Source organism: Ruegeria sp. CF2, assembly GCF_056537385.1.
Genome location: NZ_JBQFRL010000003.1, coordinates 349,998 through 372,430, shown reverse-complemented (window position 1 = coordinate 372,430; position 22,433 = coordinate 349,998). Strand labels below are relative to the sequence as shown.

At 63.5% G+C, this 22,433-nt stretch carries 22 protein-coding genes; 15 read left to right on the top strand and 7 right to left on the bottom strand.

From position 1 onward, the window contains the following. Nucleotide 1: 1 nt before the first annotated feature. The 3 genes from ACR0IR_RS15615 to ACR0IR_RS15605 are packed head-to-tail and all read left to right on the top strand — an operon-like array spanning nucleotide 2 to nucleotide 2,437. Complete coding sequence (locus tag ACR0IR_RS15615; RefSeq protein ID WP_170342576.1) at nucleotides 2-487, top strand: ATP-dependent zinc protease family protein; 486 nt, start codon at nucleotides 2-4, stop codon at nucleotides 485-487. Beyond that, nucleotides 484-1,389, top strand: coding sequence for a 30S ribosomal protein S6--L-glutamate ligase (rimK, locus tag ACR0IR_RS15610; RefSeq protein ID WP_170365698.1), 906 nt, complete (start codon nucleotides 484-486; stop codon nucleotides 1,387-1,389). The genes ACR0IR_RS15615 and rimK overlap by 4 nt, the downstream gene beginning before the upstream one ends. Nucleotides 1,390-1,393: 4 nt before the next feature. Then, nucleotides 1,394-2,437, top strand: a complete 1,044-nt coding sequence (locus ACR0IR_RS15605; RefSeq protein ID WP_170365696.1) for a succinylglutamate desuccinylase/aspartoacylase family protein — start codon at nucleotides 1,394-1,396, stop codon at nucleotides 2,435-2,437. A 64-nt stretch (nucleotides 2,438-2,501) separates the two neighbouring features. On the opposite strand, the gene ACR0IR_RS15600 is transcribed toward ACR0IR_RS15605, so the two are convergent. The 3 genes from ACR0IR_RS15600 to ACR0IR_RS15590 are packed head-to-tail and all read right to left on the bottom strand — an operon-like array spanning nucleotide 2,502 to nucleotide 5,529. Continuing rightward, the gene (locus ACR0IR_RS15600) at nucleotides 2,502-3,647 is read right to left on the bottom strand and encodes an ABC transporter permease (RefSeq protein WP_170365695.1); all 1,146 of its coding nucleotides are present in this window, start codon (nucleotides 3,645-3,647) and stop codon (nucleotides 2,502-2,504) included. Further along, nucleotides 3,644-4,570 carry an ABC transporter ATP-binding protein gene (locus ACR0IR_RS15595; protein WP_170365693.1) on the bottom strand — a complete coding sequence of 309 codons (927 nt, stop codon included), beginning with the start codon at nucleotides 4,568-4,570 and terminating at the stop codon, nucleotides 3,644-3,646. Before ACR0IR_RS15595 ends, ACR0IR_RS15600 begins: the two co-directional genes overlap by 4 nt. Beyond that, entirely contained in the window at nucleotides 4,567-5,529 is a 963-nt protein-coding gene (locus ACR0IR_RS15590) for an HlyD family secretion protein (protein ID WP_170365691.1), read from the bottom strand. The genes ACR0IR_RS15595 and ACR0IR_RS15590 overlap by 4 nt, the downstream gene beginning before the upstream one ends. A gap of 300 nt (nucleotides 5,530-5,829) precedes the next feature. Between ACR0IR_RS15590 and iolG the strand changes: the two genes are divergently transcribed. From iolG to ACR0IR_RS15540, 10 genes are all read left to right on the top strand, one after another. After that, complete coding sequence (iolG, locus tag ACR0IR_RS15585; RefSeq protein WP_170365689.1) at nucleotides 5,830-6,843, top strand: inositol 2-dehydrogenase; 1,014 nt, start codon at nucleotides 5,830-5,832, stop codon at nucleotides 6,841-6,843. 122 nt (nucleotides 6,844-6,965) lie between these two features. Next, the gene (locus ACR0IR_RS15580) at nucleotides 6,966-7,886 is read left to right on the top strand and encodes a sugar ABC transporter substrate-binding protein (RefSeq protein WP_093963710.1); all 921 of its coding nucleotides are present in this window, start codon (nucleotides 6,966-6,968) and stop codon (nucleotides 7,884-7,886) included. 62 nt (nucleotides 7,887-7,948) lie between these two features. Next, complete coding sequence (locus tag ACR0IR_RS15575; RefSeq protein WP_170365688.1) at nucleotides 7,949-9,055, top strand: ABC transporter permease; 1,107 nt, start codon at nucleotides 7,949-7,951, stop codon at nucleotides 9,053-9,055. A gap of 1 nt (nucleotide 9,056) precedes the next feature. Beyond that, nucleotides 9,057-9,878 (top strand): ATP-binding cassette domain-containing protein, encoded by an 822-nt coding sequence (locus ACR0IR_RS15570; RefSeq protein WP_093963708.1) that lies wholly within the window; start codon nucleotides 9,057-9,059, stop codon nucleotides 9,876-9,878. A gap of 158 nt (nucleotides 9,879-10,036) precedes the next feature. After that, nucleotides 10,037-11,869, top strand: coding sequence for a 3D-(3,5/4)-trihydroxycyclohexane-1,2-dione acylhydrolase (decyclizing) (gene iolD / locus ACR0IR_RS15565; RefSeq protein ID WP_170365686.1), 1,833 nt, complete (start codon nucleotides 10,037-10,039; stop codon nucleotides 11,867-11,869). Further along, entirely contained in the window at nucleotides 11,866-12,765 is a 900-nt protein-coding gene (gene iolE / locus ACR0IR_RS15560; protein WP_170365684.1) for a myo-inosose-2 dehydratase, read from the top strand. The genes iolD and iolE overlap by 4 nt, the downstream gene beginning before the upstream one ends. A 42-nt stretch (nucleotides 12,766-12,807) precedes the next feature. After that, nucleotides 12,808-13,989, top strand: coding sequence for a phytanoyl-CoA dioxygenase family protein (locus ACR0IR_RS15555; protein ID WP_170365682.1), 1,182 nt, complete (start codon nucleotides 12,808-12,810; stop codon nucleotides 13,987-13,989). Nucleotides 13,990-14,032: 43 nt separating this feature from the next. After that, complete coding sequence (iolB, locus tag ACR0IR_RS15550) at nucleotides 14,033-14,839, top strand: 5-deoxy-glucuronate isomerase (RefSeq protein WP_170365680.1); 807 nt, start codon at nucleotides 14,033-14,035, stop codon at nucleotides 14,837-14,839. Next, nucleotides 14,836-15,594, top strand: a complete 759-nt coding sequence (locus tag ACR0IR_RS15545; protein WP_170365678.1) for an SDR family NAD(P)-dependent oxidoreductase — start codon at nucleotides 14,836-14,838, stop codon at nucleotides 15,592-15,594. Before iolB ends, ACR0IR_RS15545 begins: the two co-directional genes overlap by 4 nt. Before the next feature lie 90 nt (nucleotides 15,595-15,684). After that, nucleotides 15,685-16,101, top strand: coding sequence for a VOC family protein (locus ACR0IR_RS15540; RefSeq protein WP_170365676.1), 417 nt, complete (start codon nucleotides 15,685-15,687; stop codon nucleotides 16,099-16,101). Nucleotides 16,102-16,143: 42 nt separating this feature from the next. Here the strand turns inward: ACR0IR_RS15540 and ACR0IR_RS15535 are convergent, their stop codons facing one another. Genes ACR0IR_RS15535 through ACR0IR_RS15525 form a run of 3 tightly spaced genes read right to left on the bottom strand, consistent with a single transcriptional unit; the run spans nucleotide 16,144 to nucleotide 18,830 of the window. Then, a complete protein-coding gene (locus ACR0IR_RS15535; RefSeq protein ID WP_170365674.1) occupies nucleotides 16,144-16,983 on the bottom strand; it encodes a class II fructose-bisphosphate aldolase in 840 nt (279 codons plus the stop codon). Then, nucleotides 16,980-17,816, bottom strand: a complete 837-nt coding sequence (locus ACR0IR_RS15530; RefSeq protein ID WP_170365672.1) for a 5-deoxy-glucuronate isomerase — start codon at nucleotides 17,814-17,816, stop codon at nucleotides 16,980-16,982. The genes ACR0IR_RS15535 and ACR0IR_RS15530 overlap by 4 nt, the downstream gene beginning before the upstream one ends. A gap of 9 nt (nucleotides 17,817-17,825) precedes the next feature. Continuing rightward, complete coding sequence (locus ACR0IR_RS15525; RefSeq protein ID WP_170365671.1) at nucleotides 17,826-18,830, bottom strand: PfkB family carbohydrate kinase; 1,005 nt, start codon at nucleotides 18,828-18,830, stop codon at nucleotides 17,826-17,828. Between the two features lie 96 nt (nucleotides 18,831-18,926). On the opposite strand from ACR0IR_RS15525, the gene ACR0IR_RS15520 reads away from it, so the two are divergent. Next, a complete protein-coding gene (locus ACR0IR_RS15520) occupies nucleotides 18,927-20,030 on the top strand; it encodes a Gfo/Idh/MocA family protein (protein ID WP_170365669.1) in 1,104 nt (367 codons plus the stop codon). Nucleotides 20,031-20,073: 43 nt separating this feature from the next. Then, nucleotides 20,074-21,207, top strand: coding sequence for a Gfo/Idh/MocA family protein (locus tag ACR0IR_RS15515; RefSeq protein ID WP_170365668.1), 1,134 nt, complete (start codon nucleotides 20,074-20,076; stop codon nucleotides 21,205-21,207). On the opposite strand, the gene ACR0IR_RS15510 is transcribed toward ACR0IR_RS15515, so the two are convergent. Then, nucleotides 21,208-22,206: a LacI family DNA-binding transcriptional regulator gene (locus ACR0IR_RS15510; RefSeq protein WP_170365666.1), complete on the bottom strand. Its 999-nt coding sequence runs from the start codon at nucleotides 22,204-22,206 to the stop codon at nucleotides 21,208-21,210. It abuts the gene before it with no gap. Between the last annotated feature and the right edge of the window lie 227 nt (nucleotides 22,207-22,433).

Here is a 22,433-nt window from a genome sequence, read left to right as displayed (position 1 = left end):
CATGGCAAACGTTTCCGACAAGGGTCAGCCGCAGATGCCGAAGGTCATTGGTTGGATGGAATACATCGACCTTCCCGACCTGCCATTGAACGACATCAAGGCCAAGATCGACACTGGCGCCCGCACGTCAGCGCTGCATGCAACCGACATTCGGCGGTTTCAACGGGACGGACATCACTGGGTGTCCTTCCTGACGGAGGTACCGGGCGGAGAAGGCATGATCCGTATCGAGGCTCCGATCAAGGAACGGCGCAATATCAAGAACACCAGCGGAATTCCTGAAAACAGGATCGTCATCCGAACCACCATCCGGTTGGGCGACGAAACCTGGCCGCTGGATCTGTCTCTGACCGATCGCACGAACATGACCTTTCAGATGATCGTGGGCCGGGCGGCGCTGAAGAACCACGCGATCGCCGTTCACACCAAGCGCGCGCATCTGTTGCGCGGCAAACCAAAACACCAGGACAAAGGGGATTTGTCATGAAGATTGCCATGCTGGCGCGCAATGCCAACCTGTACACGCACCGCCGCCTCAAGGAAGCGGCCGAGGAGCGTGGGCATCAGCTCGACATCATCGACACCCTGCGGTGCTACATGAACATCGCAACCCGTCGCCCCGAGATCTATTACAACGGCGAAAAGCTGACGGGGTATGACGCGGTGATTCCGCGGATCGGTGCCTCGGTCACTTTCTACGGAACCGCAGTGCTGCGTCAGTTCGAAATGATGGGTGTCTACCCGTTGAACGAAAGCGTTGCCATCGGTCGGTCGCGCGACAAGCTGCGGTCGATGCAGTTGCTGGCCCGCGACGGTGTCGGTCTGCCCGTCACAACCTTTGCCCACGACCCCAAACAGACCGACGAGGTGCTGAGACTGGCCGGTGGCGCGCCTATCGTCATCAAGCTGCTGGAAGGGACGCAAGGCATCGGTGTGGTTCTGGCCGATACGGACCGGTCCGCCAAATCGGTTGTCGAGGCGTTCCGCGGTGCGGGTGTGAACATCCTGCTGCAGGAGTTCATCAAGGAAGCCGGCGGAACCGACATTCGGGCCATCGTGGTGGGCGGCAAGGTTGTCGCTGCGATGAAACGCACCGGCGCCGAGGGCGATTTCCGCTCGAACCTGCACCGCGGCGGTTCGGCCAAGGTGGTCAAGCTGACCCCGGAAGAGCGTGCAACGGCCGTTCGCGCGGCCAAGTCGATGGGCCTGAATGCCTGCGGCGTCGACATGCTGCGCGCCAACCACGGCGCTGTGGTGATGGAGGTCAATTCCTCGCCGGGTCTGGAGGGTGTGGAAAAAGCCACGGGTCTGGATATTGCCGGAAAGATGATCGAGTTCCTGGAAAAGAACGCAAAAGCCGGGGCCACCAGGACCAAGGGCAAAGGGTAACGGCATGGCAAAGCGGCAGCCAATCACGATCGGCCACGCCACGGTGGCGCCGGGGTCGCGGCTTACCGTGGATCTGCCGGTCAGCGTTCTGTCGGACCATACCCCGGTGACCATGTCCGCGCATGTGGTGCATGGCCGACAGGACGGGCCTACCGTTTTTGTCAGCGGTGGGGTGCATGGTGATGAGGTGATCGGCGTCGAGATCATTCGCCGCCTGTTGCGTGCGCCCAACCTGGCGACCTTGAAAGGCACGCTGATCGCGGTGCCGATCGTGAATGCGTTCGGCTTCATCAACCATTCGCGCTATCTGCCCGACCGTCGCGACCTGAACCGGGTGTTTCCCGGCAGCGAGAACGGGTCGTTGGCCTCGCGGCTGGCGCATCTGTTCATGACCGAAATCGTCGCCCGCTCGGATCTGGGGATCGATCTGCATTCGGCGGCGATACATCGCACGAACTATCCGCAGATCCGGATCTCGCCCGACAACCCTCGGACCAAGGAACTGGCCAGCGTTTTCGGAGCACCGATCGTCATCCAGTCGCCCCTGCGCGATGGATCATTGCGCGGCGCGGCGAAGGCGCAGGGGAAAGATATCCTGTTGTACGAAGCGGGCGAGGGTCTTCGCCTGGACGAACTGTCGATCCGCGCGGGCCTTGCTGGCATTCTGCGGGTGCTGAGGCACATGGGGATGGTTCCCGCCAAGCGGATCTCCAAGCCCAAAGCGGCACCGCAGTTCTGTTCGTCCAGCAAGTGGTTGCGTGCCCCGATGGGCGGAATCCTTCGGATCTACAAAGCGGACGGTGAACTGGTTCGCAAAGATGATCTGCTGGGTGCCGTATCGGACCCGTTCGGCGAAGCCAGCGAGGACATCATCGCTCCGTTCGACGGCTTGATCGTCGGGCGCGCGGTCATGCCTGTGGTGAATGAGGGCGACGCCGTGTTTCACCTGGGGCGGGTCGGGTCCGTGGAAAAGGCCGAAGACTCGATGGAAGATATCAACGCGCAGCTTGAAGATGATCCCATGTTCGACGAGGACGAGATCATCTGAACGGTCCGACACGGATAAGAGACTGGCAATCCAGACACTTGGGGCGGCCTTGGCCGCCCTTCTTTCATCCCAGGCGTTTCTTGAACCTGAGCGTCGCAGCCAGCATCCCAAGGACGGCAAACCCGATCATCCACAGAATGTCACCGCGCAGAGCGTAAAGCGTTGCATCCCGCAGAACCACGCCGCGGATCATGTCCATGAAATGGGTGGCCGGCAGCACTTGGGCGATCACCTGAACCGGTTTGGGCATCCCGTCGAACGGGAACATGAACCCCGACATCAGGATCGAGGGCAGCAGAACGAAAATCGTCATCTGCATGGACTGCAGCTGGTTCTGAGCCAGCGTCGAGATCACAAGGCCAAGCGACAGGCTGGCGATGATGAACAGAAGCGTTACCACCAGCAGCGGGATCATTCCTCCGTTAATGGGGACGTCGAACAGGAAATGTCCCAGCCCGAGGATGATCGCGACCTGCAGCAAGCCCAGGAAGATGTAGGGAATGATCTTGCCGATCATCAGCTCGATGGATTTGACCGGGGTGTTGATCAGCATCTCCATATTCCCCCGCTCGCGCTCTCGGACAATGGCGGCCGAGGTGAACAGGATCATGGTCATGGTCAGGATGACACCCACAAGGCCGGGCACGATGTTCACCGCCGATCGTTGCTCGGGATTGAAATACAGCGTGACCTCGAAGGTCGGGACCTGACGGTTTGGCGGCTGTCGCAGCAATTCGGTCAGTGGCATGCTGCGCAGGGATTTGATGGCGCTGGCCACCATGGTGTCCGACCCGTCCACGATCCAATGAGCCACGGGGCGGCTGGATGTCTGGTTGGTGGCGTTGGGCAGGCCCAATCCGATGGAGGGGCTTCGGGCAAGCCGGTCATCGACGTCGGGCGGAATGATGAACGCGGCGCGCACGGTGGACTCGGTGATCGCCTGCTCGGCCTCTTCCGGGGTCGTGAAGACCTCGGTGATGGTCACGACCTGCGTGGCTTGAACGATCTGAGCCAAGGTCCGGGACAGCGACGAGTCGGCCTGATCCACGATCCCGACCGGTATATGGCGGATGTTTGTGTTGATTGCGTATCCGAACAACAGCAGCTGGATCAGCGGGATCATGACGACCATGGCAAAGGTCATCCGGTCCCGCCGCAGTTGCAGCAGCTCTTTCTTTAGAACGGCGGTGATACGGCGGAGCGATTTCATTGGGCAGGCCCCTTCGTCGCGCTGACGAACACGTCTTCCAGATTGGGGCGCTGCACGGACATCGCCACGTTGGGAAAGTCCGACAGGCGCGACGTGATCATCGCCATCGGATCGGTTTCCGACTTGTCCACCAGAACGCGCAATCGGGCACCCACCTGCGCCGTCGACAGCACCTTGGGCGTGTCGTCCAGAAGGTGTTTGACCTGCCGCAGCCCCTCACCCTCGACCTCGATCACGGTGGCGTTCAAGTCTTCCATCAGTTGCCGGGGCGATCCATCCGCCTTTTTCACCCCATGCTCGAGGATGGCCAGCTTGTGACACCGTTCCGCCTCGTCCATAAAATGCGTGGACACGATCATCGTCGCGCCCTGATCGACCAGGTCGAACAGCTGTTCCCAGAAAGACCGGCGGGTTTCGGGGTCGACGGCCGATGTCGGCTCGTCCAGAAACAACAGCTTGGGCCCGTGCAGCACCGTCGCGGCCAGCGCCAGTTTCTGCCGTTGCCCGCCGCTCATGCTGCCGCTCAGTTGATTGGCGTTTTCGGTCAGGTCGTAGGTTGTTAGCAACTCGTCGATCCGGTCGGCGGATTTGCGGCGCGGCATTCCGTAGATCTCGGCGGCAAAGCGCAGGTTCTCAAGCACCGTCATGTCGCGGTAATACGAAAAGATCTGCGTCATGTACCCGATTTCATTCTTCAGCGGCTCGGCGTATTGCGGCATCGGTCGGCCCAGCACCGAGACGGATCCGCTGCTGGGCGTCAGCAGTCCGGTCAGCATTCGCATCGTCGTTGTCTTGCCGCAGCCGTTCGGGCCCAGAAACCCATAGATCTGACCCTGGCGTATCTCCAGGTCCAGGTTGCTGACGGCTGTCTTTTCCTTGAACCGGCGCGTCAGACCCTGGGTCGAGACCACCAGATCGCTCATGGCATCTTCACCTGAACGGGAATGCCTTCGGGCAGATCTCGGGCGGTTTCCGGCAGGTCGATTTCTGCCAGATAGACCAACCGCGTCCGATCATCCTTGTTCAACCCGTAGTAGGGGGTGAAGGACGGGTCGTCGCTGACCCATCGCACGGTGCCCGTCAGAGGTTGGTCCAGCCCGTCGACCCGAACCTCGAGAGAGTCTCCGGGAGCGATGTCCACCCGGCTGGGTTCGGGGACATAGACGCGGGCGAAAGGGGCCGCGCCGGACACCAACACCGCGACCGGGCTGCCCTGGGCGACCCGTTCCCCCAGGTTCCAGGGCAGGGAATCCAGGATGCCGTCCCGTGTCGCAACAACTGTCAGGTCATCCAGAACGGTCTGCTCGGCGGCAACCGCCGCTTCGGCCGCCCGCACATTGGCCCGGGCCACCGACAGATCTTCAGGGCGGGTTCCGTTTTCCAGTTCTTTCAGGGACTCCCGAGCGCTTTCCAGTGCCGCCCGAGCGGAATCGCGTGCGGCAATATCCTGGTCCAGGCGCGCCTGGCTGACGACCGAGTTGACGACCAGCTGGGAATTCCTCTGATACACGGCCTCTGCGTCCAGCAGACGCGCCTCGGCCCCGGCGACGTTGGCGCGCGCGATCGCAATCTCCTCCTCGCGCGGGCCGACTTCCAATTTCAGCAGCGTGGCCTGCGATTTTTCCAATTCCGCCTGCGCGAGGTTCAGGTTCGCGGTCTGCAGATCCGTGTCGAACCTGACCAACACGTCGCCGACCTTGACCGGAGACCCTTCTGCAACAGGCAGTTCCACGATGATCTCATTGGCCGTCGCCGTCAGCGCGACCCGGTCCCGCGCCAGAACTCCCAGCGCGGTGCCGGTATTCTGGCCCGAACATCGGTCCAGCAACGCAGCAGGGAGAATGGCCATGACCAGCAGCGGAATCGGCAGGGACAAATTCATCAAATCATCGTCTCCTTGATCGGGGCGGTTTGGTATCGGTGTCAATTTCTGCCCCGACTCAAAGGTTTAACAGAGGACGGAGAAATCACAAAAGCAGAACCAAACGGGCCAATACGAAGCCATCCAAGGTCGCCCGGGCTGCAAATTCAAGAGATTGGCACCGCCCACGACTGGCTGAGTTCTATCCTGACCGCGGTGCAATGATGGGCAAGAGCGCGGGCACACACAGGCCGCAAATAATCCTTGCAACCGGTTGCAAAAAAGAACATGCTCCCGCCAGAATTATACCCAGAGGTCACAATGCTCAGAATCGGATTGCTTGGAGCCGGGCGCATCGGAACCGTCCACGCGCAAGCCATTTCGGACCACCCGGACAGCACGCTTGTTGCGGTTTCGGACGCAATGGAAGACGCCGCCGCACGTCTGGCGCAAGCTCATGGAGCCGTGGCGCACACGTCGGAGGACATCATCGCCGACCCGGATATCGACGCGGTGCTGATCGCCACGCCGACGGATACGCATTCGGACCTCATCGAGGCGGCGACCGCCGTGGGCAAGGCCGTTCTGTGCGAAAAGCCGGTCGATCTGGATCTGAACCGCGCCCTTGCCTGCCAGCAAGCCGTGGCAGGTACCGGTCAACCGGTCATGATCGGGTTCAACCGGCGTTTCGATCCGGGCTTCGGCGCATTGAAATCCGCCGTTCAGTCTGGCGAGATCGGAAGCCCCGAATTGCTGTCGATCACCTCGTTTGATCCGGCGCCGCCCCCGATTTCCTATGTCAAAGTATCGGGCGGATTATTTCGGGACATGACGATACATGATTTCGACCTCGCCAATTTCATCATGGGTGACTTACCAGTCACTGTTTCGGCCGTTGGCACATCGACCGTGGACCCGGCCATCGCCGAGGCGGGGGATGTGGACACCGCCGTCGTCACCATGACCTACAAGGACGGTCGGATCGCCGTCATCAAGAATTCTCGCCGGGCCGTATACGGCTATGATCAACGGGTCGAGGTGTTGGGGTCCGGCGGGCTGCTGCAGGCGCGCAACGTGCTCGAGAACAACCTGGTGAAATCCACGTCCGATGGCGTGATCAGTGCCAAGCCGACCTACTTCTTCCTCGAACGCTACATGCCTGCCTATCGGGCGGAATGGGATGCGTTCGTGACTGCGGTCAAGACCGGATCCGCCGTGCCGGTGACGCTGGAAGACGGCGTCGCAGCGCTGGCCCTGGCCGAAGCTGCGACCCAATCGGCCAGGACCGGTATTCCGGTAAAGCTGGAGGAGATTTTGAAACCGGTTGCAAAATGACGTGAAGTATTGAAACTGAAACGGCCCCGATGCGTATCGGTGCGACAGAGATTCGGCCTTGCCGGATGAATGGGTCCAGGACCCGGACAAGACAAAAATCTGTCCTAGTGGGAGGAAACGTAATGAACAAATTTTTCAAAGGTGCTTTGGCCGCCGGCGCGCTGGCGCTGGCCACTCCGGCCTTTGCGCAGGACATCGTCGTGGTATCGCACGGCCAGGCCAATGACGCGTTCTGGAACGTGGTCAAGAACGGGGTCGAGCAGGCCGGCACGGATATGGGCGTGAACGTCGAATACCGCGCGCCCGAAACCTTCGACATGGTTGCCATGTCGCAGCTGATTGACGCCGCCGTGAACCAGGAACCCGACGGGCTGATCGTCTCGATCCCGGACGCCGACGCGCTTGGCCCCTCGATCGAACGCGCGGTTGCCGCGGGTATCCCGGTGATCTCGATGAACTCGGGCTCGGACGTGTCCAAGGAGCTGGGCGCGGCGCTGCATGTCGGCCAGGATGAGTTCGACGCCGGCAAGGCCGCCGGTGAGAAGCTGGCCGAAATGGGCGGCAAGAATGCGATCTGTGTGAACCACGAGGTCGGCAATGTCGCGCTGGACCTGCGCTGCGCGGGCTTTGCTGAAGGCTTTGGCGGCAATGTGACCGTTCTGCCGACGTCCAACGACCCGTCCGAGATCGAGTCGAAAGTGTCGGCGGCTCTGGCTTCGGATGAAAGCGTCGATACCGTGATGGCGCTCGGTGCAAGCTCGGCCGGTGAGCCCACCGTGGCCGCCGTCAAAGGGTCGGGGCGCGACGTGAACGTGGCCTCGTTCGACTTGTCGGCCAACTTCCTGCAGTCGATCGTCGATGGTGACGCGGCCTTTGCGGTGGACCAGCAGCAGTATCTGCAGGGCTATCTGCCGGTCGTGTTCATGGCGCTGAACGCCAAGTACGGCCTTATGCCGGGCGGCAACGTGCCCTCGGGTCCGAACCTGATCACCGCCGACAAGGCCGGTCAGGTGGTCGAGCTGTCCGCTCAGGGCATCCGCTGAGACAGGCGGGCTGAAAATCGGGGCGGCGTCAGGGCGCCGCCCCTGCCAAACGGGAGGAAACCATGACCGAGTCTGCACAAGTGGCGGTGGACGAACGGATCAAGAAGGAGCCGTTCCTGACCAAGCTGATGAAGCGGCCCGAACTGGGGGCCATCGCAGGGGCGATCCTTGTCTTCATCTTCTTCGCCATCACGGCCGATGAATCGATGTTCACGCTTGCCGGCATCATGAACTTCATGACCCCGGCCGCCCAACTGGGTATTCTGGCCATCGGCGCGGCGCTGCTGATGATCGGGGGCGAGTTTGACCTGTCGATCGGCTCCATGGTGGCCTTTGCCGGCCTGTTCTTCGGGGTCTGCGTGGTGACCTGGCAACTGCCCTTGGTGGCCGCGATCCCGATGACTTTTGTCTTCGCCGCCTTTGTCGGGGCAATCAACGGCACCATCGTCATCCGCTCGGGTTTGCCATCCTTCATCGTGACGCTGGCGTTTCTGTTCATTCTGCGCGGCTTGTCCCTGGTGGGGCTCAAGGCGGCAACCGGCGGGTCGACCCAGCTGCGCGGCGTGCGCGATCAGGTCGAAAATGACTGGCTCGCGCCGTTCTTTTCCGGCGAAGCCTTTGCCAGCCTGTTCACCTGGCTGGCCGAAAAGGGCCTGATCGACACGTTCAAAAGCGGCGCGCCCAAAGTGCCGGGTGTCCCGGTTGAAATCCTGTGGTTCGTGGCCTTCGCCATTGCCGCCACCTATGTTCTGCTGCGCACCCCGGCCGGCAACTGGATCTTCGCCTCGGGCGGCGACCGGGTTGCGGCGTCGAACTCGGGCGTACCGGTTAACCGGGTCAAGATTTCACTGTTCATGCTGACTGCCTGTTGTGCCGCGCTGGTGGCGATCATCACCGTGATCGACGCGGGCTCCACCGATGCGCGGCGCGGCTTCCAGAAGGAATTCGAGGCGATCATCGCCGCGGTGATCGGTGGCTGTTTGCTGACCGGAGGGTATGGCTCGGCCATCGGGGCGTTCTTCGGGGCGATCATCTTTGGCATGGTGGTCATCGGCCTGACCTATACCGATTTCGATCAGGACTGGTTCCAGGTGTTCCTGGGGGCGATGCTGCTGATCGCCGTTCTGTTCAACAACGCGATCCGCAAACGCGTAACCGGGGAGCGCTGACATGACCGAAGATACCAAGTTCCACCACGGCGACGCGGTCAAGGACGTGGCCCCGGTCGTCGAAATGAAAGAGATCGAGAAGCATTTCGGCAACATCATTGCGCTGGCGGGCGTCAGTTTCGACGTCAAGCCGGGTGAATGCCACTGCCTGCTGGGTGACAACGGGGCGGGCAAATCGACCTTCATCAAGACGATGTCCGGGGTGCACAAACCCACCAAGGGCGAGATCTATTTCGAAGGCCAGCCGATGTCCTTCGACACGCCCCGCGACGCGATGGAGGCGGGCATCGCCACCGTATTCCAGGACCTGGCGATGATCCCGCTGATGAGCGTCACGCGCAATTTCTTTATGGGGCGCGAGCCGACCAAGGGGAAAGGCCTGTTGAAACGGTTCGACATCGAGCACGCCAACGAGGTCTGCATGGAAGAGATGCGCAAGATGGGCATCAACCTGCGCGGCCCCGATCAGGCGGTGGGCACCCTGTCGGGGGGCGAACGTCAGACCGTGGCGATTGCCCGTGCGGTCTATTTCGGCGCCAAGATCCTGATTCTGGACGAACCGACCTCGGCGTTGGGCGTGCGGCAGACATCGAACGTGCTAGCCACCATCGACAAGGTGCGCCACCAGGGCATCGGCGTGGTCTTCATCAGCCACAATGTCCGGCACGCGTTGGCCGTGGGCGACCGGTTCACGGTTCTGAACCGCGGCAAGACGCTGGGCACCGCCCGGCGCGGCGAGATCTCGCCCGAAGAGCTGCAGGACATGATGGCCGGCGGGCAGGAGATGGCCGAGCTGGAAGGGTCGCTGGGCGGTACCGTCTGAAGGTTTCTCCCCGGTGTCCCGTATCGTGCGGGGCACCAATATCACCAGGGTCCGGCAGGCCGGGCCACCCGGTCTGGGTGGTGGGCGTGTCGGATCCTTTCACGACAGAATGATTGCAACGGATTGCCCATAGCGGCCTCGTTCTGAAAGGGATCATGATGAGCAAGACAATCCGACTGACCGCGGCGCAGGCCTTGGTGCGTTACCTTGGCGCGCAGATGAACGAAGACGGCGAGCCCTTCATCGCCGGTGTCTGGGCGATTTTCGGCCATGGCAACGTGGCCGGTCTGGGCGAGGCGCTGCACGGTGTGCGCGACAGCCTGCCCACCTATCGCGGTCACAATGAACAGACCATGGCCCATTGCGCGATCGCCTATGCCAAGCAGATGCGGCGCAGCCGGGCCATGGCGGTGACCTCGTCGATCGGGCCGGGGGCGACCAACATGGTGACGGCCGCCGCGCTGGCCCATGTGAACCGCCTGCCGGTGCTGCTGTTGCCCGGCGATGTGTTCGCCAGCCGTGGCCCCGACCCGGTGCTGCAACAGACCGAGGATTTCACGGATGGCACCGTCAGCGCCAATGACTGTTTCCGCCCGGTCAGCCGCTATTTCGACCGGATCACCCGGCCCGAACATCTGCTGACCGCTCTGCCGCGCGCCTTCCGCACCATGACCGACCCGGCCGATTGCGGGCCGGTGACCCTGGGCTTTTGCCAGGACGTGCAGGCTGAGGCCTATGACTATCCGCTCAGCTTCTTCGAGCCGTGCATCTGGCACCAACGTCGCATCCGCCCCGACGCAGGCGAGCTGGCCCGCGCGGCCGAGGCCATCCGGTCGGCCAAACGCCCGATCATCGTGGCCGGCGGCGGTGTCCATTATTCCGGCGCGACCGACGCGCTGCAGGCCTTTGCCGAGACCCACAACATTCCTGTTGCCGAGACGCAGGCCGGCAAATCGGCCCTGGCCTGGGATCACCCGCTGAACCTGGGCCCGGTCGGCGTGACCGGGGGCGAACCCGCCAACACCGTGTGCGCCGAGGCAGATCTGATCCTGGGCATCGGCACGCGGTTTCAGGATTTCACCACCGGGTCTTGGGGGCTGTTTTCCAACCCCGAGCGCAAGATGGTCTGCCTGAACACCGCCGCCTATGACGCCACGAAACACGGCGCGATGCCGCTGTTGGCCGATGCGCGGGTCGGGATCGAGGAATTGGGCGCGGCCCTTCAGGGCTATCGCGCCGACCCGGTTCCCGACACGCTCAAGGCCGAGTGGTTTGCCAAGGTCGATGCGCTGACCCATGCGCCGGGTGACGCCAACGCGCTGCCCACCGACATGCAGGTGGTGGGTGCGGTACAGCGCGCGGCACATGACGACACGGTGGTGATGTGCGCCGCCGGCACCATGCCGGGCGAGCTGCACAAGCTGTGGAAGGCGCCGCGTCCGGGGGCCTATCATATGGAATACGGCTTCAGCTGCATGGGCTACGAGATCGCCGGCGCCATGGGCATCAAGATGGCCCAGCCCGACCGCGACGTGATCTGTTTCACCGGGGACGGCACCTACATGATGGCCAACTCGGAAATGGCGACGGCGGCGATGATGGGGGTGTCCTTCACGGTGGTGATCACCGACAACCGGGGCTTTGGCTGCATCAACCGGCTGCAGATGGGCACCGGCGGGGCCGAGTTCAACAACCTGCTGGACCATGCGGTGCACGAGACGCCCTCGGCCATCGACTTTGCGGCCCATGCGGCGGCGATGGGGGCGACCTCGGTCAAGGTCGCCTCGATCGCCGAGCTGGAAGAGGCGCTGGCCAAACGCGGCGAAGTCAAAGGCCCCTATGTGATCGTCATCGAAACCGACCCGTACCCCTCGACCGAATATGGCGGCACGTGGTGGGAAGTGGCAGTGCCCGAGGTCAGTGTCCGCCCTGCAGTGAATGAAAAACGCGCAGCCTACGAGGCTGCCATCAAGGAAAGAAACACCAAATGAGCGTGAAGATCGGCATCTCTCCGATTGCGTGGCAAAATGACGACCTGCCCGACCTGACGGCGGCGTTCACGATGGAACAGGCCCTGAAAGAGGCGCGTCAGATCGGCTATACCGGGGTCGAGCGCGGGCAGCGGATGCCCGCCGATACCGAGGGGCTGCGCGCCTATCTGGAAGAAAATGACCTTGCCCTGTGCGGTGGCTGGTGTTCGGGCAATTCGCTGCTCAATGATTTCGCCGCCGAACGCGACGCGGTGCGCGCGCAGGTCGAACAGTTCGTGGCGTTAAACAGCCCCTGCATCGTCTATGCCGAATGCTCGAACACGGTTCAGGGCCAGATCGGCACCCCGGTCAATGACCGTCCGCAGCTGTCGAAGGATGAGATCAAGGCCTACGGCGCCAAGATCACCGAACTGGCTAAGTGGATGGCCGATCAGGGGATGCCGATGGCCTATCACCATCACATGGGCACGATCATCGAAAGCGAAGATGACGTGAACTGGCTGATGGAGGGGTCGGGACCCGAGGTGAAGCTGTGCTTTGACACCGGGCATCTGCTGTTTGGCGGCGGTGATGTACTGGCAACCCTGAACCGCTGGGGCGATCGGTTGCAAAATGTGCATTTCAAGGACATTCGCCCCGGCATCGTGCGCGACACGCGCGGCAACCGGCGCAGTTTCCTGGATGCGGTGATCGCGGGGGCCTTCACGGTGCCCGGCGATGGCTGCATCGACTTTCAGGAGGTCGCCCATGCGTTGAAAGCCCTGGATTACGAGGGCTGGATCGTGGTCGAGGCCGAGCAGGACCCGGCCAAGGCCCCGCCGTATGAATACTCGAAGATGGGGTATGACCACATCGTCGAGGTCTGCGGTCAGGCCGGCTTGACGATCACGGCCTGATCTTTCGCCCCCCGGGGCGCCGCCATGGGAAAGGAGCGTTTCATGGTCCGTCAGCAACCTGGTTTCGCCGGCTATTTCGGCCCCGAGTCCTGTGATCTGGACGAATTCAAGGTGCTGACCTCGCAGAGTCTGCGGCCCGAGCAGGTGCCCCACGCGGCCGCGGTGGAAAAGAACGTGCCGGTCTATGACATGCGCGCGCTGCGGTCCGCCTTGGAAACCCCCGACACCCGGCGCGCCCTGCTGGCGGAATGGGGCTGGGTTCTGGGTCAGTCAGCCGGGGTGATCGCGCTGAAAGGCGCCTATGCGGATACCGCGGTCATCGACCGGGCGACCGAGGTGTTTCGCCGGATCATCGAAGATGAGCGTCAGGCCGGGGGCGGCGAGGGCGATCACTTTGCGGCCTCGGGCGCGAATGACCGGGTGTGGAACGCGCTGCAAAAGCAATGCCTGCGCGACCCCGAGGGCTTTGCGCTCTATTTCGGCAACACGGCGATTGCCGCCGCCTGCGAGGCCTGGCTGGGCCCCGATTACCAAGTGACCGCGCAGATCAACCAAGTGCGGCCAGGCGGCAAGGCGCAGCAGGCGCATCGCGACTATCACCTGGGGTTCCAGACCGCCGACAAGGCGGCCCAGTTCCCGGCGCATGCCCATATGGTCACCGCCGCGCTGACCCTGCAGGGCGCGGTCGCCCATTGTGACATGCCCATCGAGAGCGGCCCGACCAAACTGTTGCCCTTCTCGCAGCTGTATGGCCCGGGCTATGTCGCCTTTCACGACGACGCGCACAGGGCGCATTTCGAACGGGCCTGCATCCAGCTGCCGCTGGCCAAGGGCGATGCGGTGTTCTTCAACCCGGCGCTGTTCCATGCCGCCGGCGAAAACCGCAGCGCCGGCATCCACCGGATGGCCAACCTGCTGCAGGTCTCGTCGGCCTTCGGGCGCGCGATGGAGGCGGTGGACCGCAAGGCGATGTGTCTGGCCGTATTCCCGGCACTGATGGCGCTGAAACAGCGCGGGGATCTGGATGATGCCCGCATCGGCGCCGCGATCGCGGCCACCGCCGAAGGCTATCCCTTTCCGACCAATCTGGATACCGATCCGCCGGTGGGCGGAAACGCTCCGCCCAGCCAGGCCGACATCCTGCGCCGGGCGGTGTCGGAAAGCTGGACGCAGGCACAGTTGCAACAGGCGCTGGACGCGCGACAGGCGCGGCAGGCGGCATGACGGAACCCGGGCGGCCGGTGCTGCCCCAACACAGGTGAAACCGATGGCAGAACTGCTGAGAAAACCGTTCGGAACCCATGGAAAGGTGCATGACATCACGCCGGCCAACGCTGGCTGGCGCTATGTGGGCTTTGGCCTTTATCACCTGCGGGCCGGCGAGCGCGCCGCCGAGGTCACCGGCGACCGCGAGGTCATTCTGGTGATGGTCGAGGGCAAGGCCCGGATTACCGGCGCCGGGCAGGATTGGGGCGTGTTGGGCGACCGGATGAACGTGTTCGAAAAATCCCCGCCCCATTGCCTGTACCTGCCCAACGGCACCGAGTGGGAGGCAACAGCCGAAACCGATTGCGTGATCGCCGTGTGCTCGGCCCCGGGCAAGGGCGGCCATGCCGCGCGCCGGATCGGGCCCGAGGGCATCACCCTGACCGAGCGCGGCAAGGGAACGAACACGCGCTACATCAACAACATCGCGATGGAGGCCGAGGACTACGCCGACAGCCTGCTGGTGACCGAGGTCTTCACCCCCAGCGGCCATTGGTCATCCTACCCCAGTCACCGGCATGACGAGGATGACTATCCCCGCATCACCTATCTGGAAGAGACCTATTACCACCGCCTGAACCCGGCCAGCGGCTTTGGTATCCAGCGCGTCTATACCGATGACGGTCAGTTGGACGAAACCATGGCCGTGTCCGATGGCGATGTGGTACTGGTGCCGCGCGGGCACCACCCTTGCGGGGCGCCCTACGGGTTCGAGATGTATTACCTGAACGTCATGGCCGGACCGCTGCGCAAATGGCGTTTCGTTCCGGCGCCCGAAGTGGAATGGATCATGGAGCGCGATAAATGACCAAGGGTTTTGCCATCTATCCCTGCCTGAAAGGGCGCACCGTATTCGTGACCGGCGGGGCCTCGGGCATCGGGCGCGAGATCGTGCGCGGCTTTGCCGAGCAGGGGGCCAAGGTCGGCTTTGTCGACATCAACGCCGAGGGCGGCAACGCGCTGCTGGCCGAATTGGACGGACCCCACGCCTTTGCCGCCTGCGACCTGCGCGACATCGCGGCGTTGCGGTCGGCTTTTGACGAGCTGGCGGGCGCGCTGGGCGCGGCGGATGTACTGGTCAACAACGCCGCGCATGACGACCGGCACGACTGGCGCGAGGTCACGCCGGACTATTGGGACGAGCGCATGGCAACCAACCTCCGCCACATGTTCTTCGCCATCCAGTCCGTGGCGCCCGGCATGATCGACAAGGGCGCGGGGTCGATCATCAATATCGGCTCGAATTCCTGGTGGGAGGCTGGCGCGGGCTTTCCCGCCTATGCCACCGCGAAATCCGCAGTGCACGGCCTGACCCGCACCATGGCGCGGGAACTGGGCGATCACCGGATCCGGGTCAACACGGTCGTGCCCGGCTGGATCATGACCCAGCGCCAGAAAGACCTGTGGGTCACCCCCGAAGCGCTGGCCAAACAGATCGACCGCCAATGCCTGCCCGACCCGATCGACCCGGTCTATGTGGCGCGGATGGTGCTGTTTCTGGCCTCGGACGACGCTGCCATGTGCAGTGCCGGAAACTTCATGGTCGAGGGCGGCTCGATCTGACGGCCATTGGGTCGTTCCCGCCCGGAATGGAGATGCGCCGGCGCACTGGGACCGGTTGACGGATCGACACCCGGCAAGGAAAGATGCGGGATGATTTCCTACGTCACGGTCGGCGCGAACGACATCGCGCGTGCAAAACGGTTTTACTGCGCCTTTCTGCCGGACCTCGGCTATGCGCTGGAGGAGGGTCCCGAAGGGCTGAGTTTCGCCCTGCCGGTCCCGCCGGGCCAGCAACCGGTTTTGCCGGAATTTTGTGTCAAACCGCCTTTTGACGGGGCTGCGGCCTCGGCCGGGAATGGTGCGATGGTCGCCTTCGAGGCACGCAGTCAGCAGCAGGTGCGCGACCTGCACGCTGCCGCGCTGCGGGCCGGCGGGTCGGACGAAGGCCAGCCGGGCTTTCGCGCCATGTACGGGCCGCGGTTCTATGTCGGCTATCTGCGGGACCCACAGGGCAACAAGATCGCCCTGTTTTCCAGCAACCCAAACGAACCGGGGCGCGACGACTAGGATCCGCCATCGCGATTTGCAGAACAGCCAAGGCCGGGACGGTTATCGCTGCGGCGGCGCTCCGAAGGCGCGGATCACGGTGCGGGCGGCAGCCATGACCGGATCATGGGTTTCCTTCAGGATCGTCACCCGGTCGAACCGGTCGGGGTCGCGGTTCACGGCCACGCGCAGGGCGGCGCCGAAGGCCATGCGCAGCTCGGTCCCGATGTTGAACTTGCAGATCGCGGTTTCACGCGCCAGCCGCGCGCGCTGTTCGACGGGCACGCCCGATCCGCCATGGATCACCAGCGGCACATTGGTCACGGCCTGAATCCGGCGGATGCGGTCCTCGTCCAGCCCGCCTTCCTTGTTCTGCTGAAGGTGGACGTTTCCGACCGAGATCGCCATCGCGTCCACGCCGGTCTGGGTGGCGAAGGTGGCGGCCTCGTCCGGGTCGGTCCCGGCCGAGCCTTCGCCGCCAGAATAGCCGACGAATCCGATCTCGCCCTCGCACGAGATCCCGGCGGCATGGGCCATTTCGGCGATCGCGGCGGTCTCGTCGATATTCTGCTGCAGCGGCTTGCGCGATCCGTCGAACATCAGCGAGGTGAACCCGCTGTCAAGCGCAATCTTGCAATCCTCGAACGAATAGCCATGGTCTAGATGCGCCACGACCGGAACCGAGGCGTTTTCGGCCAGATACCGGAACATCTTGCCCAGAACCGGCAGCGGCGTGTGTACGCGGCAGCTGGGGCCGGCCTGCAGGATCACCGGGGCGTTCTCGGCCTCGGCCGCGGCGACATAGGCGCGCATGTCCTCCCAGCCCAGCGTCACCAGGCCGCCGACGGCATAGCCCTGTTCAAAGGCGGGTTGCAGGACGTCCTTGAGCGTAACGAGGGTCATTTGAACTTGGCGATCATGTCTTTGATGCCCGGGATCGTCTCGATCTGATAGGCGTGGGTGGGTTGGAAATACTGCACCAGCGATCGTTGGGTCAGCCCGCCGAGGATGGTGAAGTAATACATCTCGTATCCCGGCAGAACGCAGCAGGGGTGATAGCCCTTGTCGATGCAGATCGTCGAGCCATCGACGATGTGATAGGCATCACCCGGTTCGTTGTCCTCGCGCTGCAGCATCTGCAGGCCCGAACCCCAGTTGGGCTTGAAGCGGAAATTGTAGGTTTCGTCATGCCGGGTCTCGTCCGGCAGGCGGTTGGTGTCGTGCTTGTGGCTGGGAAAGCCCGACCAACCGCCCTGACCCACGGTGAACAGCTCGCTCACCAGCAGGCGGCCGACCTTGTCATGCTGCTTCTGGCCCAGGATATGCTTGATCTTGCGATGGGTCTTGGTGTCGTCGCTGCCATACTGCACCAGATCGTGCTCGCGCACGTCGAACGGGTCCAACACCTTGTCATACTTTGCGCCGGCCACGAACACCTCGGTCGTTTCCGACACGCAGACCATCTGCGCCCGGGCCCCCGACGGGACATAGGCCCCCTCGGGCTCGCCATCCCAGACGTTCTCGCCCCGGTTGCCCAGATGGGCAAAGCGCACGCCTTCGACATCCACGTCGACGCTGCCGGTGGCGGGCACGATGCAGGTCTCGTATCCCGGGACCTGGTATTCGAAGGCTTCGCCCCGCTTCAACTTGACGATGTTGAAATAGTTCAGCGGCACGGTCGGGTCATCGACATCGACGATGGGATTGTTCTGGTTGTCGAACGGGGGGATGTGCATCGGGCTCTCCTATCCGGCCGGGGTGGGGCCGGGGTGGGACGCAAGGAAGGCGTCCAGGTCTTCGGTGGTTGGCATGGCGGGCGCGCAGCCCGGTTTGGACACGACGATCGAGGCGCAGGCCGATCCGCGCAACACCGCCTGTTCCAGCGAATGGCCCGCCGCGACCGAGGCCAGCAGCCCGGCCATGAAGCTGTCGCCCGCGCCGTTGGGTTTGACGGCCCTGACCGGGTAGATGCCCGTGTGGATCTCTTGCCCGTCGGTCAGGGTGACGGCGCCCTTTTCGCCCATCTTGTAGACGACGATGCGGCCGGGTTTCTCGGCCAGATCGCAGGCTTTCCGGAAGCCTTTCTCGATCCCGCCGGCCATGAAGCCGAATTCTTCGTCATTGCCGACGATCATGTCGCTGGCCTCGCCCGCGCGCGACAGCACGTCGGCGGCGACCTGCGCCGAGGGCCAGCTGTAGGGCCGGTAGTCGATGTCGAAGATCACCGGCAGACCGGCCTTGCGCGCGTTTTCGAAGGCGCGGAAGGTGGCGCTGCGCGACGGTTCGGCGGCAAACACGGTTCCGGCCGAGATCGCCGCGCTGAAACGACCATAGTCGACCCGGTCCATGTCATCTTCGGTGACCTGAAAATCGACGGCGCCGTTTCGGTAGATGACGTTCTGAAAGTCCTCGATGCAGCTTTCATAGACCGCCAAGGACATGCGGTATTCACCGCCGACGACGCGAATGAAAGAGGTGTCGACACCATAGTGATGCAACTTGTTGAGGCAGAACCGCCCCACCGCGTCATCCGAGACGGAAGTGATCAGCGACGCCTGGCTGCCTAGCTTGACCAGACCTGCGCAGATATTTGCGGACGAGCCGCCCAGATCGGCGCGGAACATGTCGGCATGTTCGCTTTTGACACCGACCGGATCGGCGAACATGTCCATGCCAGCGCGCCCGAAAACGGCAAACCGGTTTCCTTTGATGCCGTCGATCAAGTGACTCAAACTGTACCTCCCAGGCATTTTGATCCCGCCGATCCGATGGACCTTGCATTGGATCGATTCTCACGATACTGATTTTGCAACCGGTTGCAATCAGTATGTTCGGAGCCGCCCAAAATGCCAGAAATCGGAATTGGAATCGTCGGAGGCGGCTATATGGGCAAGGCCCATTCGGTGGCCATGTCCGCCGTGGGCGCCGTGTTCGACACCGCGCTCAGACCGCGGCTCGAGATGATTTGCGCCTCAAGCCTTGACAGTGCCGAACGCTACCGCGCCGCCTACGGGTTCCGCCGTGCCACCGCCGACTGGCAGGCCTTGGTCAAAGATCCGGTGGTCGAGGCCGTCGTGATCGCCTCGCCCCAGTCCACGCACCGGCAGATCGCCGAGGCGGCGCTCGCACTGGGCAAGCCGGTGCTGTGCGAAAAACCGCTGGGCGCGTCGCTCGAGGACAGCCGCGCCATGGTGGCGGCGGCCGAGGCCTCGGGCACCGTCAACATGGTTGGGTTCAACTATATCCGCACCCCGGCCAGCCAGTTTGCACGCCAGTTGATCGCCGACGGCGCGATTGGCGACATCACATGGTTCCGCGGTGAACATACCGAGGATTTCTATGCCGACCCCGAGGCCCCGGCGACCTGGCGCACGACCGGCATGGCCAACGGCACCATCGGCGATCTGGCGCCGCACATGGTCAATGGCGCGCTGGCTCTGGTGGGGCCGATCGCGCAGGTCATGGCCGATGTGGAAACCGTTCACCACACCCGCCCGGGCGGTGCAGTGACCAATGACGACCACGCCCAGATGATGTGTCGGTTTGAAAACGGCGTCATGGGGAACCTATATTTCAGCCGCATCGCGACCGGCCGCAAGATGGGTTATGCCTACGAGATTTCGGGCACCAAGGGCGCGATCCGGTTTGACCAGGAGGATCAGAACGCCCTGTGGCTCTATCGCCGCGAAGGCCCCGAGGCCCAGCGCGGTTTCACCAAGATCCTGACCGGTCCGGAGCATCCCGATTATGAGCCCTTTTGCCAGGGTCCCGGCCACGGCACCGGATATCAGGATCAGATCATCATCGAAGCCAAGGATTTTCTGACCGCCATTCATTCCGGCCGGAGCAACTGGCCCACCTTCCGGGACGGGCACGAGGTCAACCGGGTGCTGGCGGCGGCGCTGGCCTCGGCCGACAGTCGCGGCTGGCAGGACGTCGGCGCGTTCTAGGCCCGGCACGTTTTCCAACATCGTTCGCAGAGAGACCAAGACCATGGCAAAGTTGAAATGGGGCATGATCGGGGGCGGAGAAGGCAGCCAGATCGGACCCGCCCACCGTCTGGGCGCACAGGCCGACGGCCTGTTCGAATTCGCCGCCGGCGCGCTGGACCACCGGCCCGAGGCGGGGCGCACCTATGCGCAGCGGCTGGGTGTGCCCGCCGACCGCGCCTATGGCGACTGGCAGGAAATGCTGGCCGGCGAAAAGGACCGGCCCAACCGGATCGACCTTGTAACCATCGCCACCCCGAACGCCACCCATTTCGAGATCGCCAAGGCGTATCTCGAGGCCGGGTTCAACGTGCTGTGCGAAAAGCCGATGACCATGACCGTGGAAGAGGGCGAAGAGATCGTGCGCGTGGCCCGGGAGTCGGGTAAGATCTGTGCGGTCAACTACTGCTATTCGGCCTATCCGATGGTGCGGCAGGCCCGCGCCATGGTCCGCGCCGGCGAGATCGGCAAGGTGCGCCTGGTCGTCACCAATTTCAGCCACGGCCATCATGGGGACGCCACCGACGCGGACAATCCGCGCGTGCGCTGGCGTTATGATCCGGCCATGGCGGGCGTGTCGGGGCAATTCGCCGATTGCGGCATCCACGCGTTGCACATGGCCAGCTTCATCTGCGATGACGAGGTCGCGACGCTGTCGGCCGACATGGCCTCGACCATTCCCAGCCGCCAGCTGGAAGACGACGCGATGGTCAATTTCCGCATGGAGGGCGGCACCGTGGGCCGGTTGTGGACCTCGTCCGTGGCGATCGGGCGGCAGCACGGGTTCGACATCCAGGTGTTCGGCGAGACCGGCGGGCTGCGCTGGGCGTCCGAACACCCCAACCAGCTGATCTACACCCCGGTCGGTGGACGAACCCAGATCATCGAAAAGGGCGAGGGCGGCCTGCATGAAGACGCGATGCGCCTGTCGCGGGTGGCGATTGCCCATCCCGAGGGCTTTCCGCTGGCCGTAGCCAATATCTATTGCGATCTGGCCGACGCGATCCGGGGCGAGCCGCGCGATGGGCTGCCCGATGCCGCCGATGGCGTCCGCTCGATTGCCGCGGTGCACGCGGCCGTGGCCTCGGCCCGGGCCGAGGGCGCCTGGCAGGACGCGCGCCCGCCGATGTTCCGTTGATCAGGGGCGGGGCCGCAACGTGCCCCGCTCGATCACCCGGCAGGGGAAGATCCGCGCCTCGGGGTAGCGATCGGGCGTTTTCAGCATCTCTTCGACCAGATCGACCGACGCGGTGATGATCTGCTTGATCGGCTGATGGATGGTCGTCAGGTTGATGTATTCCCAGCGCGACATCTCCATGTCGTTCAGGCCGATGATCCCTATGTCGGAACCCGGTTTCAGCCCGTGATCGGCCAGCGCCGACAGCGCCCCGATCGACAGGATGTCGTCGCCGCAGAAATAGGCCTGTGCCGGGTCACCTGCAAGCAGGCGCAGCATCTCGGCCCGGCCGGCCTCGAACGAATAGGCCCCGGCGAAAGAATGGCTGACCGGAATCTGCGGGTGGTTTGCCATTTCCTCGGTAAAGCCCCGTTGCCGGTCCCGCGCCGAGGTCGCATCGATCGGCCCGCCCAGATAGCCCACGCTGGAATAGCCTCGCGCGACTAGCTCGCGCGCGGCCATGCGTCCGCATTCCACATTGTCGATGCCCACCACATGCACCTCGGGCGAGGTCGCCGAGCGCCCGAAGGTGTGCACCACCGGCACGCCGGCATCGTGGAACGCCTTGGCAAAGCTGGGCGGCAAGGTCGACGAGGCGACGATCACCGCATCCACCGAATATTGCCGCAGCATGCGCACGGAATTGGCGGGCTCGGTCTCGTCGGTCAGGTTCACGATCAGGGGGCGCAGCCCGCGTTCCTGCAGGGCGCGGGTGAACTGGTCGAAAACCTCAAGAAAGATGGGGTTGTGGAAGTTGTTCGAGATCAGCCCGATCAGCTTGGTCCGCCCCGTCGTCAACGACGAGGCCAGCGCGTTGGGGCTGTAGCCCAGTTCCTTGGCGGCCTTTTCCACTTTGGCGCGGGTCTTGGCCGAGACCGAGGCGCCCGGCGTGAAGGTGCGCGACACCGCCGACCGCGACACCCCGGCCAAGGCCGCAACTTCCTTAAGCGTAACGCCCACCTGCCTGGTCTCCTCTGTTCGGTCGATCGGGTCTGTTGACTGTCGCATCATTGCAAAACTGGTGCAATCGGTTGCAAGGCATTTCCACCCCTGACGTCAGGTTCCAAAACGCTGCGGCCGTGACCCGACATTGTGATTCATTTATCGTCGTTATGACGGAAAAGTTGCCCGTTTCGTCAACTCGATTGCTGTGCCCGGACGGCGGCGCGGTCATACTGGAAACAGAG